General features: G+C 37.5%; 14 protein-coding genes, 1 pseudogene and 1 other annotated feature. Of the genes and pseudogenes, 12 read left to right on the forward strand and 3 right to left on the reverse strand.

The annotated features are described in order from the left end of the window. Positions 1-618 precede the first annotated feature (618 nt). Positions 619-1,962, forward strand: a complete 1,344-nt coding sequence (locus DM800_RS16700) for a TrkH family potassium uptake protein (protein WP_000454120.1) — start codon at positions 619-621, stop codon at positions 1,960-1,962. Positions 1,963-1,995: 33 nt separating this feature from the next. Here the strand turns inward: DM800_RS16700 and DM800_RS16705 are convergent, their stop codons facing one another. Continuing rightward, the gene (locus DM800_RS16705; RefSeq protein WP_137012683.1) at positions 1,996-2,388 is read right to left on the reverse strand and encodes an imidazole glycerol phosphate synthase; all 393 of its coding nucleotides are present in this window, start codon (positions 2,386-2,388) and stop codon (positions 1,996-1,998) included. Between the two features lie 202 nt (positions 2,389-2,590). Between DM800_RS16705 and ytfJ the strand changes: the two genes are divergently transcribed. After that, on the forward strand, positions 2,591-3,058 hold the full coding sequence (gene ytfJ, locus DM800_RS16710; RefSeq protein ID WP_053078521.1) for a GerW family sporulation protein: 468 nt from the start codon (positions 2,591-2,593) through the stop codon (positions 3,056-3,058). Between the two features lie 108 nt (positions 3,059-3,166). After that, positions 3,167-3,256, forward strand: coding sequence for a hypothetical protein (locus tag DM800_RS16715; protein WP_000608225.1), 90 nt, complete (start codon positions 3,167-3,169; stop codon positions 3,254-3,256). Positions 3,257-3,619: 363 nt separating this feature from the next. Here DM800_RS16715 and DM800_RS16720 read toward each other — a convergent pair whose 3' ends face one another. Both DM800_RS16720 and DM800_RS16725 read right to left on the reverse strand, forming a co-directional pair. Further along, complete coding sequence (locus DM800_RS16720; RefSeq protein WP_060489510.1) at positions 3,620-3,859, reverse strand: YkuS family protein; 240 nt, start codon at positions 3,857-3,859, stop codon at positions 3,620-3,622. Positions 3,860-3,945: 86 nt separating this feature from the next. Then, positions 3,946-4,185 carry a DUF3911 family protein gene (locus DM800_RS16725; protein WP_147787229.1) on the reverse strand — a complete coding sequence of 80 codons (240 nt, stop codon included), beginning with the start codon at positions 4,183-4,185 and terminating at the stop codon, positions 3,946-3,948. A gap of 68 nt (positions 4,186-4,253) precedes the next feature. On the opposite strand from DM800_RS16725, the pseudogene DM800_RS29935 reads away from it, so the two are divergent. From DM800_RS29935 to leuD, 9 genes and pseudogenes are all read left to right on the forward strand, one after another. Continuing rightward, positions 4,254-4,483, forward strand: a pseudogene (locus DM800_RS29935) (hypothetical protein). Positions 4,484-4,602: 119 nt separating this feature from the next. Beyond that, a complete protein-coding gene (gene ilvE / locus DM800_RS16735; protein ID WP_147787230.1) occupies positions 4,603-5,499 on the forward strand; it encodes a branched-chain-amino-acid transaminase in 897 nt (298 codons plus the stop codon). A gap of 17 nt (positions 5,500-5,516) precedes the next feature. Continuing rightward, positions 5,517-5,744: a binding site (T-box leader), on the forward strand. 73 nt (positions 5,745-5,817) lie between these two features. Beyond that, the gene (ilvB, locus tag DM800_RS16740; RefSeq protein ID WP_098147968.1) at positions 5,818-7,518 is read left to right on the forward strand and encodes an acetolactate synthase large subunit; all 1,701 of its coding nucleotides are present in this window, start codon (positions 5,818-5,820) and stop codon (positions 7,516-7,518) included. Next, entirely contained in the window at positions 7,515-8,024 is a 510-nt protein-coding gene (gene ilvN / locus DM800_RS16745; protein WP_000822948.1) for an acetolactate synthase small subunit, read from the forward strand. Before ilvB ends, ilvN begins: the two co-directional genes overlap by 4 nt. Positions 8,025-8,044: 20 nt before the next feature. Further along, entirely contained in the window at positions 8,045-9,061 is a 1,017-nt protein-coding gene (gene ilvC / locus DM800_RS16750) for a ketol-acid reductoisomerase (protein ID WP_095205719.1), read from the forward strand. Position 9,062: 1 nt separating this feature from the next. Beyond that, entirely contained in the window at positions 9,063-10,583 is a 1,521-nt protein-coding gene (leuA, locus tag DM800_RS16755) for a 2-isopropylmalate synthase (RefSeq protein ID WP_087985496.1), read from the forward strand. 78 nt (positions 10,584-10,661) lie between these two features. Continuing rightward, a complete protein-coding gene (leuB, locus tag DM800_RS16760) occupies positions 10,662-11,726 on the forward strand; it encodes a 3-isopropylmalate dehydrogenase (protein ID WP_087985497.1) in 1,065 nt (354 codons plus the stop codon). Then, entirely contained in the window at positions 11,726-13,120 is a 1,395-nt protein-coding gene (gene leuC, locus DM800_RS16765) for a 3-isopropylmalate dehydratase large subunit (protein ID WP_087985498.1), read from the forward strand. The genes leuB and leuC overlap by 1 nt, the downstream gene beginning before the upstream one ends. Further along, complete coding sequence (gene leuD / locus DM800_RS16770; RefSeq protein WP_087985499.1) at positions 13,098-13,679, forward strand: 3-isopropylmalate dehydratase small subunit; 582 nt, start codon at positions 13,098-13,100, stop codon at positions 13,677-13,679. Before leuC ends, leuD begins: the two co-directional genes overlap by 23 nt. The last annotated feature ends 286 nt before the right edge of the window (positions 13,680-13,965 follow it).

Below are 13,965 nucleotides of genomic sequence, written 5' to 3' on the forward strand. Positions count from 1 at the left end.
AAGACCATCGCAAATGATGGTCTAAGGAAGGGGACAATTTATGTCAATTTAATTAGGGATGGAAGTTGTTCAAGACACTGGGGAATGTCTTATGAATTAGGGAGGAACAACTTCGATACATATACTATAAAAGGTGGATGTGACCTTGGTGTGAACATAGAGTGAAAGAGAGAGGGAGTTTTAAATAGAAGATAGAGTAAATAAAAAAATAAGACCATCACATAAGAGATGGTCAAGGAAGGGGACAATTTATGTCAATTTAATTAGGGATGGAAAGCTGTTCAAGACACTGGGGAATGTCTTATAAATTAGGGAGGAACAGCTCCGATACATATACTATAAAAGTTGGATGTGACCTTGGTGTGAACATAGAGTGAAAGGTATGAGAATTTGAGAAATGATACATATAAAATGATTGTTGCGAGAGTTGTAGAGTACGAATAAATATAATAGAAAGTTTCTTGTCATAAAATGAAGTGGAGTTCGAGTATAAATAAAAGTTGAAATCTTTAAAAAAAAGGATTATGCTCAACTATATTATAAGAATATAAGGTTTATCCCGCTATGTAAGGTTTCTTATAAGCCTTTAGTTATGAGGGGAAAAGGGAGTTAGTGAATATGGAAGTAACAAAAAGACAAGGGCTGTATAATCGTTTTATACGATTAAATCCACCACAAATATTAGCACTAGGTTTTTTCTGCTTAATTGTGGTTGGCGGTTTGTTATTAAAGTTACCATTTGCAACGAAAGTACATATTAGTTGGGTAGATGCTTTCTTTACGGCAACGTCAGCAGCAACTGTAACGGGATTAGGAGTAGTAGATACTGCAAGTACGTTTACGATGTTTGGCGAGATTGTTATTATGTTTTTAATTCAAACAGGTGGTTTAGGTCTTATGACAATTGCCATTTTAATTGTTTGGGTATTAGGTAAAAAAATCGGGTTACGCCATCGATTATTAATCGGAGAGGCATTTAATCAGACAAATATAGGTGGTCTTGTAAAGTTAGTAAAACGTGTCTTTATATTTTCAATTTGTATTGAATTGATTGGAGTTATCTTTTTATCATTTCGCTTTATTCCAGAGTTTGGCTTTGGAAAAGGTGTATACTATAGTATTTTTCACGTGATCGCATCATATAACAATGCCGGATTTGCTCTATGGCCAGATAATTTAACGAGGTATGTAGGAGATCCTATTATTAATATCGGGATCTGCTCTTTAATCGTAATAGGTGGTCTCGGTTTTACTGTATTAATTGATATATGGTATAGCCGTAGTTTTCGAAAATTATCGCTTCATTCCAAAATCATGATTGTTGGAACAGTAGCGCTAAATGTGATAGCGATGATTGTGATTTTTGTATTGGAATATAATAATGTGAAGACGTTGGGGAATTTACCTTTAAATGAAAAGTTATGGGCTTCTTTTTTCCAAGGTATTACTCCTCGTACTGCTGGATTTAATACAGTTGACTACGGGGGGATGGAAGAATCATCTATATTATTTACGATGGTTTTAATGTTTATTGGTGCAGGAAGTGTATCGACAGGTGGAGGGATTAAATTAACAACGTTTGTTATTTTAGTTACATCCGTCCTTTCTTTCTTTAGAAAAAAAGAGGAAATCGTTTTATTTCAGCGCACGATAAAAATGTCAACAGTAACGAGAGCGTTAGCCATTGCTGTTGCCAGTCAAATACTCATTTTTGCAGCAGTATTTGTATTAATGCTTACAGAAAACTTTAGTTTTATTCAGTTACTATTTGAAACAATTTCAGCGTTTGGAACAGTAGGGTTAACGATGGGGATTACTGCAAAGTTATCAGCATTTGGAAAATGTATTATTATGTTTGTTATGTTTTGTGGATTAATTGGACCGTTAACACTTGTTTTTTCTTTAGCGCGACCAGCAAAACAAAAAATTAAATATCCATCGGAAGATGTATTTACAGGATAAGGTATCCCGCATAAGCGAGATACCTTTTTCTTTTTAAAAAAGGGAGAACAATAATCCGACAAGTGCTACTCGGAATAAAATTGCAATGAGTGCTGCAATTCCGCCGACAATCGCAGCGATACCACCAGTTACAGTAGCTCCGCGATTATAAGCGTAAATTCCTAGTAATACAGAAACAAGACCAAATAATGTTGGGAAGGTAAAGAGTGATAAGATAGATAAGGCAAGAGCGATAAAGCCAGCAGTTGATCCAGCGGCGGACGATCTTACATCATCTTTATTATCTTTCTCATCGTAATCATAATCAATGCGCTGTGGTGCAACCTCAGCTGCATATTCTTCTTTATAGTCACTATAATCACTATCTATTCTATCTCTTTTTTTATACTCATCAAATTTCTCAGTCAAAGTCATGGCTCCTTTCATAACAAGGTTCAATAGTAGTATGCATCTCTTTTTCTTTTTTATCCCGCTATTGTAGCCCGTAAATATCTGATTGCTAATGGCTAATAATCAGTGGGGGATGAACAAAGCCCTGCTGATTAAAGTTTCACTTTATCCGAACGAGTACAAGGCGTAATTCCACTTAGAAGAGTAAAAATGTTTTTTTGAAATAGGAAAAGTTAGTATGACTTCCTCTATTTTGGAAAGTATAAAAAAGAATAATGAGGAAAGGGTGCAATACATAATGGAACATCCAATTGAAGATTTAATGAAAACAGCAATGACAAATTTAAAAGAGATGGTAGATGTAAATACGATTGTCGGAAGTCCAGTTTCAACAGCTGATGGAAATGTAGTATTAACAGTATCTCAAGTGGCTTTTGGTTTTGGTGCCGGCGGAAGTGACTTTAAAGGTGATTTCATTTCCGAAAAGCATAATAACGGACAAGGGCAGCATAAAGAGAAGAAGCAAAGCCATCCATTTGGAGGCGGAAGCGGGGCTGGGGTTTCTATTAGCCCAGTTGCTTTTTTAGTAGTCGGTTCTAACGGTGTGCAAGTATTACACCTCAATAGTAGTACACATTTAATTGAAAAGGCTTTAAATACGGTACCAAGCACTGTAGATAAATTTGTAAATGGTCGCCAAAAGTGAACTTGCATTTTTTAGGAATTATGATATATTAGAAAAAGTGCGCTTTAAGATGATCGGAATAATTGAACTGTAAATATATATGATGTGTGGAATAAGGGAGAGGAATTTATGATTAATATCAAAAACTTAGTAGTTGGCTTATGTATGTTAGTAAGCGGTTTTGTTGTATATGTAATAAAAGAAAAAGCTCCATTCTAAAACAGACAAACCGTTACTGTCTGTTTTTAATTTACAAAAAATGTTGACAAGTTATTGTATTAGTGTTAAGATTTTAATTCGTGTCTCGGTTACAGCTAGTGTAAAGTAAATAAATCTTATAAATATAATACGAAAAGTTTGCGAAAGATCGGGTAGTCTTACCAACAACTTTTGTGAACAAACCCTATAAATTATTATTGTAGGCTTTATATGTATACTAGTGAATCAAGGAGCGGTCAGTGGAACCGTAATGATGAGAGAGAGGTAGGGCTTTCATCCAGTATATGTTACTTTCCCGTTAGGTGAATATAAAAAAGAGGACTCCTTTTCAAAAGGAGTCCTCTTTCTTTTTGTATAATACATTTAAGTGCGGCTCTCTACTTGCTGACAAATTTCATCTGTTGTTAAACCATGAGCTGCAATTACCGATCCCTTAATTGATGCATCTGCAATACCCATCATATTAGAATCTTGCCCAGTTACAACACAACAATCGCACCCTTGTGCATCCTGTTCGGAGCCCAGGGTAACAACTTCATGTCCCTGTTGCTGAAGAGCTTGTTGAACATCTGTTAATGAGTTTTCAACGCCAATTCTAGCCATAATTCTCACCTCCTACCATCTAGTTGCTAGTATGCTCAAGTCCACTGCATATATTTATGAAAAGACGGTAGGAAGTAAATCTTTGTTTAGTCGTTATATACACCAGTAAGCATTTGACTTACGAATTGATCGTTTAAAGTATCTTGGGTAGAAGAAGTATTTGAATGAATGTCAATTGAAGCAATAAAATTATTATGTTCTTTATTATTTGGTTCTACCTCTACATAATTATCGAATTTACAAAAACCTTTCGTATCCATTAGATCAAATAGTTGAAGCATTTCTACTACCTCTTGTCTCGTTCCTTTAATTTGTACACACGCCATATTGATTTCCTCCTTCATTTTGACAAATTGTTTTTTAAAAATAGGATTATGATTACGAAACGAAAAATATGAATGTTATTTTTAGACAGCGTTATTTTTAATATTTCCCCCCTTTTTCAGCAAAAGTCGTTATATATTACCGAATTTATAAAAACGGACGTCCGTTTATTGAATACAATAGATTCGTATCAATTGATGAAAATCCTTCTTTTAAACAAATATTTTTTTTAGTGGAAATTGACGAAAAAAAATTTTTTGACTTTTTGTAAACGTTAACAATGCTGTTAAATCAATATAATCAAAGATGTACGTACGATTAAAAATTATAAATTTTCTAAAAATTCACTTGATTTATTTAGAAAGGAGAGTAAACTAGGAAACAATAAAAAATTCATAGAACATAGGAGGCGCTTTCCAGTGAACGAGCAATGGATTTTCTTAAATGGAGAATTTGTTCCAAAAGACGAGGCAAAAGTTTCAGTATATGATCATGGTTATTTATATGGCGATGGAGTATTTGAAGGAATTAGAGTATATAGCGGTAATGTTTTCCGTTTGAGAGAGCATCTTGTCCGGTTATATGAATCAGCAAAATCCATCATGTTAGAAATTCCATATTCTTTAGATGAAGTAACGAATATTGTTGTTGAGACGATTCGACAAAATAAATTATCTAATGGATACATTCGCCTTGTTGTATCGAGAGGAGCAGGAAATCTTGGATTAGATCCTGATTCTTGTAAGAAACCGAATGTAGTAGTAATTGCAGAACAACTATCTTTATTCCCGCAAGAATATTATGAAAAGGGGATTCCAGTTGTAACAGTTGCAACGCGCCGAAACCGTCCAGATGTTTTGTCGCCTCAAGTAAAATCTTTAAATTACTTAAACAATATTTTAGTTCGTATTGAAGCGAAATTAGCTGGAGTACAAGAAGCACTTATGTTAAATGATCAAGGATACGTAGCTGAAGGCTCAGGAGATAACGTGTTTATTGTAAAAGGAAATAAATTAATTACACCACCAAGTTCTGCTGGAGCGTTAGAAGGCGTTACACGAAACGCTATATTAGAAATCGGTGAAAAACTTGGATATGACGTTAGAGAAGAGTTATTTACAAGGCATGATGTATATGTAGCTGATGAAGTATTTTTAACAGGAACGGCTGCTGAAGTAATTGCTGTTACGACAGTAGATGGTAGAACGATTGGTTTAGGGCAAACAGGTCTACATACGAATCGTTTATTAGAAGAATTCCGAAAGTTAGTTGTAGAAGATGGAGAGAAGATTTACGAAGAAAATAAAGTTGGATAACAACTCTTTATAACAATAAGAAAGCGTTGAGAGGGAGGAGTAGTTGATTGTGAAGCCTCACAGAGAGTCGGTGGTTGCTGAAAACCGATGGTTCACGTCGACGAACATCGCCCTTGAGTGCTAAGCTGAAGCATTTGTCTAGGCTTAGACGGTAGCTCCGTTATTAGCTAGACTCATTTATGGGTCACTGAGGCAAGAGTATTCTTGCGAAGAAGGGTGGTACCGCGAAATCTTTCGTCCCTTCAGCACATAGCTGGAGTGTGGACGTAGGATTTTTTTTATTGATAAAAATTTTCAAAAAGGGGGCTTATAAGAACAATGTCTTCAAAAACGGAAGAGAAACTGGCAACTGGTGCACAGCTATTGTTAGAAGCGTTAGAAAAGGAAGGAGTAGAAGTGATTTTCGGTTATCCTGGTGGTGCTGTTTTACCTCTTTATGATGCACTCTATGACTGTGAAATTCCGCATATTTTAACAAGGCATGAGCAAGGAGCTATTCACGCCGCGGAAGGGTATGCCAGAATTACTGGCAATCCAGGGGTTGTCATTGCAACGAGTGGGCCAGGTGCTACAAATGTTATTACCGGTCTAGCAGATGCGATGATTGATTCATTACCACTTGTTGTATTTACAGGGCAAGTAGCAACGACGTTAATTGGAAGTGATGCTTTCCAAGAAGCGGATATTATGGGGCTTACGATGCCGGTGACAAAACATAACTATCAAGTGCGAAAGGCTTCAGATTTACCTCGAATTATTAAAGAAGCATTTCATATTGCTAGAACAGGAAGACCAGGCCCAGTCGTTATTGACCTTCCGAAAGATATGGTAGTAGAGCAAGGAGAACGCTGTAATGACGTACAAATGGATTTACCAGGATACAACCCTAATTATGAACCAAATTTACTCCAAATAAACAAATTATTACAAGCAATTAGGGCTGCAAACAAGCCGTTAATTTTAGCTGGAGCAGGTGTATTGCATGCGAAGGCTTCGAAAGAGTTAACAAGTTTTGCTCGTAAATATGAAATTCCTGTTGTGCATACATTACTTGGTCTTGGTGGGTTTCCGCCAGATGATGAACTTTTTCTAGGGATGGGAGGAATGCACGGTTCTTACACAGCCAATATGGCGTTATATGAATGCGACTTACTTATTAATATAGGTGCAAGATTCGACGATCGTCTTACTGGGAATTTAGCTTATTTTGCTAAAAAGGCGACTGTTGCGCATATCGATATTGATCCAGCCGAAATCGGAAAAAATGTGCCGACTGAAATTCCTATTGTTGCAAGTGCTAAGCGAGCTTTGGAAGTATTATTTCAACCAGAAGGAAAGAAAGAAAATCATCATGAATGGATCTCTTTACTAAAGAGTAGAAAAGAAAAGTATCCATTCTCTTATAAACGAAATTCGGAAAGTATTAAGCCTCAATACGCAATTGATATGTTATATAAAATTACGAAAGGAGAAGCGATTGTAACAACAGATGTTGGGCAACATCAAATGTGGGCGGCACAATATTATCCGCTCAAAAATCCAGATAAATGGGTAACTTCAGGAGGATTAGGAACGATGGGATTTGGGTTTCCAGCAGCAATTGGTGCGCAAATTGCAAAGCCTGAGGAACTAGTTATTGCAATTGTAGGTGACGCTGGATTTCAAATGACCTTGCAAGAATTAAGTGTGTTAAAAGAACACTCATTGCCTGTTAAAGTATTTATTTTAAATAATGAAGCTTTAGGAATGGTAAGACAATGGCAAGATGAATTTTATAATCAAAGATACTCGCACTCTTTATTGTCGTGTCAACCAGATTTCGTCGCTCTTGCGAATGCGTATGGCATAAAAGGTGTTCGTATAGATGATCCACTTCTTGCAAAGAAGCAAATACAGCAGGCGATTGAATTAAAAGAACCGGTCGTAATTGATTGCCGTGTACTTCAATCAGAAAAGGTAATGCCGATGGTTGCGCCAGGGAAAGGTGTTCACCAAATGGAGGGAGTGGAAAAAAGGTGAAGAGAATTGTTACAGCGACAGTTCGAAATCAAAGTGGTGTGTTAAACCGAATTACGGGTGTTATGACACGAAGACATTTTAATATTGAAAGTATTTCAGTAGGTCATACGGAATCATCGGACATATCGCGGATGACGATTGTTGTACACGTTGAAAATGAACAGCAAGTGGAGCAGTTAATTAAACAACTTCATAAGCAAATTGATGTTCTGAAAGTATCAGATATTACAGAAGAAGCGATGATCGCAAGAGAACTTGCACTTATTAAAGTAGCAACATCAGTAGCAAGAGCAGAATTATATAGTTTAATTGAACCGTTTCGAGCCGCTGTAATAGATGTTGGGAAGGATTCCATAGTTGTGCAAGTAACTGGTACGCAGGAGAAAGTAGAAGCATTAATTGAATTACTTCGTCCGTATGGTTTGAAAGAAATTGCTAGAACAGGTGTAACAGCATTTACGCGTAGTATGAAAAAACAAGATAAGCAAGTTATGTTAATTCAATAATCATTTAAATATAGGGGGAAATGAAAATGACAAAAGTTTATTATGAGAAAGATGTAACGGTAAATGTATTAAAAGAAAAGAAAGTAGCAATCATTGGATATGGTTCGCAAGGTCATGCGCATGCGCAAAACTTACGTGATAACGGATTTGATGTAGTAGTAGGTTTAAGAAAAGGGAAGTCTTGGGATAAAGCGAAAGAAGATGGGTTTTCTGTATATACAGTAGCAGAAGCAGCGGAAAAAGCTGATGTAGTAATGATTCTACTACCAGATGAACTCCAGCCAGAAGTATATGAAGCGGAAATTGCGCCAAATTTAAAGGCAGGAAATTCTCTCGTTTTTGCACACGGATTTAATGTTCACTTTGATCAAGTGAAACCACCAGCTAATGTAGATGTATTTCTAGTAGCGCCAAAAGGGCCAGGTCATCTTGTGCGCCGTACATTTGCTGAAGGCGGAGCTGTTCCTGCATTATTTGCAGTATACCAAGATGCAACAGGAGTTGCGACTGAAAAGGCACTTTCTTATGCTGATGGGATTGGAGCGACGAGAGCTGGTGTATTAGAAACGACATTTAAAGAAGAAACAGAAACAGATTTATTTGGAGAGCAAGCTGTGCTTTGCGGCGGAGTAACTGCGCTAGTAAAAGCTGGATTTGAAACGTTAGTTGATGCTGGTTATCAACCGGAACTTGCATATTTTGAATGTTTACATGAACTAAAACTAATCGTTGACCTTATGTATGAAGGCGGACTTGAAAATATGAGATATTCAGTTTCAGATACAGCGCAGTGGGGCGACTTCGTATCAGGACCACGCGTTGTAACGGAAGATACGAAGAAAGCGATGGGTGCAGTGCTGGCAGAAATTCAAGATGGTACATTTGCAAGAGGCTGGATTGCAGAGCATAAAGCAGGAAAACCAAATTTCCATGCGACAAATGAGAAAGAGAATGAACATGAAATTGAAGTAGTTGGACGTAAATTACGTGAAATGATGCCGTTTGTACAGCCGCGAGTAAAGGCAGGGGTCAAATAATATGAAACAGATTTTGTTCATGGATACGACGCTACGTGATGGCGAACAATCACCAGGAGTAAATTTAAATGAACAAGAGAAATTGCAAATTGCAAGGCAATTAGAGAGACTAGGTATTAATGTCATGGAAGCTGGTTTTGCAGCAGCTTCCGAAGGGGATTTTCAATCGGTAAAACGCATCGCAAATACCATTCAAAATGCTACAGTTATGAGTTTAGCTAGAGCGAAAGAAAGTGATATTCGAAGAGCATATGAAGCGGTGAAAGGTGCTGTATCTCCTCGTTTACACGTATTTTTAGCTACAAGTGATATTCATATGAAATATAAACTTTGTATGTCAAAAGAAGATGTATTAGATAGTATTCACCGCTCGGTTACACTCGGGAAATCATTATTTCCGACAGTACAATTTTCTGCAGAAGATGCGACAAGAACAGCAAGAGATTTTTTAGCTGAAGCAGTTGAAGTTGCGATTCGTGCAGGAGCGAATGTAATTAATATTCCAGATACAGTTGGATATACGAATCCAGAAGAATATTATTCTCTTTTTAAATACTTACAAGAATCCGTTCCTTCATATGAAAAAGCAATTTTCTCTTGTCATTGTCATGATGATCTTGGGATGGCAGTAGCAAATTCATTAGCTGCGGTTGAAGGCGGAGCGTTGCAAGTAGAAGGAACAATTAATGGAATTGGAGAAAGAGCAGGTAATGCGGCGCTAGAAGAGGTCGCAGTTGCTCTTCATATTAGAAAAGATTTCTATAAGGCGGAGTCTTCTATGACGCTAAAAGAAATTAAAACGACGAGTACATTAGTAAGCAGATTAACAGGTATGGTTGTACCGAAAAATAAAGCGATCGTTGGAGCGAATGCTTTTGCTCATGAATCCGGAATTCATCAAGATGGTGTTTTAAAAGAAGTGACAACATATGAAATTATTGAACCAGCGCTAATAGGCGAATCTCAAAATCTATTCGTACTTGGAAAACATTCTGGACGTCACGCGTTTACAGAAAAAATGAAAGAGCTTGGCTATGAATTTACAAAGGAAGAACGAGATGCGGTGTTTGAAGCGTTCAAAAAATTAGCTGATCGTAAGAAGGAAATTACTGAGGAAGATTTACGTGCGCTTATGCTTGGTGAAGCAGCATTTGCAGCTCAGCAATATAACATTACGCAACTACAAGTTCATTTCGTATCAAATAGTACACAATGCGCGACAGTTGTACTAAAAGACGAAGAAGGAAATGCATACGAAGATGCAGCCACTGGTTCTGGTAGTATTGAGGCGATCTATAATGCAATCCAAAGAATTTTAGGATTAGAATGTGAATTGGTGGATTATCGCATACAATCTATTACACAAGGTCAAGACGCACTGGCTCATGTTCATGTTGAATTAAAAGAAGGAACGCATCAAGTATCAGGTTTTGGTGTTGCGCAAGATGTATTGGAAGCGTCGGCAAGAGCATATGTCCATGCAGCAGGGAAATTAAAATCTCTTATAGCGCTTGTGAAATAAGTGTTTGATGGGTGAGGGAGAAGTTTCCTTACCTATCAAATTAAAGTTCTGAAAATTCAGTTAAAAGGAGTGTTGAAATTGGAAAAACGTATCGTTTGTTTAGCTGGTGATGGTGTTGGCCCAGAAATTATGGAAAGTGCGAAAGAAGTATTGCATATGGTAGAAAGGTTATATGGACATCATTTTCACTTACAAGATGAGTACTTTGGCGGGAGTGCTATCGATTTAAATGGGCAACCATTACCACAACGAACGCTTGCCGCTTGTTTAGCAAGTGATGCGGTTTTACTTGGAGCGGTTGGTGGACCAAGGTGGGATAGCGCGAAAGAAAGACCGGAGAAAGGATTATTAGCTCTAAGAAAAGGACTTGGAGTATTTGCGAACGTTCGCCCTGTAACGGTAGAAAGCGCAACGGCACATTTATCGCCATTAAAAAACGCTGATGAAATTGATTTCGTTGTTGTTCGTGAATTAACAGGCGGAATTTATTTTTCTTATCCGAAAGAACGAACGGACGAAGTAGCAACAGATACACTTACGTATCATCGTCATGAAATTGAACGGATCGTTTCTTATGCCTTTCAATTAGCGAGTAAGCGGAAGAAAAAAGTAACATCTATTGATAAGGCGAATGTTTTAGAATCTAGTAAACTATGGAGAACTGTTACGGAAGAAGTAGCACTTCGTTATCCAGACGTTGAACTAGAACATATTTTAGTAGATGCAGCTGCGATGGAGTTAATTCGGAATCCAGGACGGTTTGATGTAATTGTAACGGAAAATTTATTTGGGGATATTTTGAGTGACGAGGCTTCAGTATTAGCGGGATCATTAGGAATGCTTCCATCAGCAAGTCACGCGGAAAAGGGGCCTTCATTATACGAGCCTATTCACGGATCAGCACCGGATATTGCCGGGAAAAATAAGGTGAATCCAATTGCAATGATGCGCTCTGTTGCAATGATGCTTGGGCAATCATTTGAGTTAACGAGAGAAGGGAATGCAATTGAATCTGCGATATCTGCAGTTCTTAAATTAGGAAAATGTACAGCAGATATCGGAGGAGATGAGACGACAACTTCATTTACGAAGGCAGTTATACAAGAGATGGAAGAGCAAGCGTTAGTAGGGAGAGGGAGATAATGGGAAAAAGGCTGCTAGATAAACTTTGGGAAAGACACGTAGTTACGACAAACGAAAATGGATTGGATTTATTATATATCGATCTTCATCTTGTTCATGAAGTAACGTCACCGCAAGCCTTTGAAGGCTTGCGGCTTACAAATCGAACGGTTCGCAGATCGGATTTAACATTCGCAACGATGGATCATAATATTCCAACGAAAGATGTTTGGGATATTACCGATCGCATTGCGAAGCAGCAACTAGATACACTCCGGGAAAATTGTAAACAATTTCAGGTGCCGTTAGCGGATATCGGGGATGAAGAGCAAGGGATTGTTCATGTTATCGGACCAGAACTTGGACTTACACAACCAGGAAAAACAATTGTTTGTGGTGATAGTCATACAGCAACGCATGGTGCGTTTGGCGCACTAGCATTTGGCATTGGTACGAGTGAAGTGGAGCATGTATTGGCAACGCAAACGTTATGGCAACGAAAGCCGAAAGCGATGGGTATTGAGTTAAAAGGAAAATTACAGAAAGGTGTTTACGCAAAAGATATTATTTTGCATTTCCTTTCAAAGTACGGTGTAGCAGTTGGAACTGGATATGTAATGGAATTTTACGGAGATACGATTGAGGTTATGGAGATGGAAGAGAGAATGACGCTTTGTAATATGGCAATTGAAGGAGGAGCAAAGGCTGGTATTATAGCACCAGATGAAAAAACATTTGCTTATGTAAAAGGACGTAAATATGCACCGAAAGACTTTGAAACATTCGAGAAGAAATGGTCTGAACTTTATACAGATTCAGATGCAATTTATGATTTGCATATTTCGATAGATGTGACGGATTTAGCACCGTACGTTACATGGGGAACAAACCCGAGTATGGGTGTTCGTATTGATGAAAAATTGCCAGAAAAGCAGGATGCAAATGACGAAAGAGCATTTTCTTATATGGGATTAAGCCCTGGACAAAGCACGTATGACATTCCTGTTCAGCATGTTTTCATTGGATCTTGTACAAATTCCAGGCTTTCTGATTTAGAAATTGCTGCATCTGTTGTGAAAGGGAGAAAGGTAAAAGAAGGTGTGCGAGCGCTCGTTGTGCCTGGATCGAAAAGAGTAAGAGAAGCTGCGATGCAAAAAGGGCTACATCACATATTTGAAGAAGCTGGATTTGAATGGAGAGAGCCTGGATGTTCAATGTGTCTTGGAATGAATCCAGATCAAGTACCTGAAGGAGAACATTGTGCCTCGACTTCAAATCGTAATTTTGAAGGAAGACAAGGAAAAGGGGCACGAACACATTTAGTTAGCCCAGCAATGGCGGCAGCTGCTGCGTTATACGGTCATTTTGTTGATACTAGAAAGGAGAGTTATGATGGAGCCATTTCGTATTCATAAAGGTACTGCTGCAGTACTGATGAATGATAATGTTGATACAGATCAAATTATTCCGAAGCAATACTTAAAGAGAATTGAAAGGACGGGATTTGGAAAATATTTATTCGATGAATGGCGTTATGATAATAACCGCCATGAAAACCCTAATTTTCCGCTTAATGCACAAAATAGAAAAGGAGCAAGTATATTAATTACAGGTGATAATTTTGGTTGTGGTTCTTCAAGAGAACATGCTCCGTGGGCGCTTGCTGATTATGGTTTTCGCGTTATTATCGCCGGGGGGTTTGCAGATATTTTTTATATGAATTGTATGAAAAATGGTATGTTACCAATTGTAATGGATAAAGAAATGCGAGAACAACTTGCCAAAACGGATGCGAGAGAACAAATAGAAGTGGATTTAGAGAATGAGGTAATTAAAACAAGTACGCACAGGTTTCATTTTACAATCGAGAAAATGTGGAAAGAGAAATTATTAAATGGTCTAGACGAAATTAGTATTACGATGCAATATGAACAAGAAATTGTAGAGTATGAAAGGAGAGTAGCTTTACATTAAGAAATAACGGAATGTTCAAAAAGTATTTACATTCAGAATTAAGTATTATATACTATGTAAAAATCAGAGGAGAAAGGGAGTAAGTATTATGAATATCATGCAATCTATTAAAATGCTTACACAACTACATCATCATACATAAAGCCCTTGAACCTAGCGTGAAAACGTGTAGGCACAAGGGTTATTCCCGTTGTACCTACACTCTACTAAAGAGCCTTGTAGGTATTTTGTCTACAAGGCTCTTTTTATTTTCGGTTTAGGTGAATGAAATGGGCATACATTAGAA

The sequence above is a fragment of the Bacillus sp. AY18-3 genome (assembly GCF_008042305.1).
Lineage (GTDB): Bacteria > Bacillota > Bacilli > Bacillales > Bacillaceae_G > Bacillus_A > Bacillus_A wiedmannii.

Excerpts from the sequence above, each read along its gene's own strand:
- ilvB (WP_098147968.1), top strand. The coding sequence starts at position 5,818 with ATGTCTTCAAAAACGGAAGAGAAACTGGCAACTGGTGCACAGCTATTG.
- DM800_RS16720 (WP_060489510.1), bottom strand. The coding sequence starts at position 3,859 with ATGGCTAGAATTGGCGTTGAAAACTCATTAACAGATGTTCAACAAGCT.
- leuC (WP_087985498.1), top strand. The coding sequence starts at position 11,726 with ATGGGAAAAAGGCTGCTAGATAAACTTTGGGAAAGACACGTAGTTACG.
- leuA (WP_087985496.1), top strand. The coding sequence starts at position 9,063 with ATGAAACAGATTTTGTTCATGGATACGACGCTACGTGATGGCGAACAA.
- DM800_RS16705 (WP_137012683.1), bottom strand. The coding sequence starts at position 2,388 with ATGAAAGGAGCCATGACTTTGACTGAGAAATTTGATGAGTATAAAAAA.
- DM800_RS16700 (WP_000454120.1), top strand. The coding sequence starts at position 619 with ATGGAAGTAACAAAAAGACAAGGGCTGTATAATCGTTTTATACGATTA.
- leuD (WP_087985499.1), top strand. The coding sequence starts at position 13,098 with ATGGAGCCATTTCGTATTCATAAAGGTACTGCTGCAGTACTGATGAAT.
- DM800_RS16725 (WP_147787229.1), bottom strand. The coding sequence starts at position 4,185 with ATGGCGTGTGTACAAATTAAAGGAACGAGACAAGAGGTAGTAGAAATG.
- DM800_RS16715 (WP_000608225.1), top strand. The coding sequence starts at position 3,167 with ATGATTAATATCAAAAACTTAGTAGTTGGCTTATGTATGTTAGTAAGC.
- ytfJ (WP_053078521.1), top strand. The coding sequence starts at position 2,591 with ATGACTTCCTCTATTTTGGAAAGTATAAAAAAGAATAATGAGGAAAGG.
- ilvC (WP_095205719.1), top strand. The coding sequence starts at position 8,045 with ATGAAAATGACAAAAGTTTATTATGAGAAAGATGTAACGGTAAATGTA.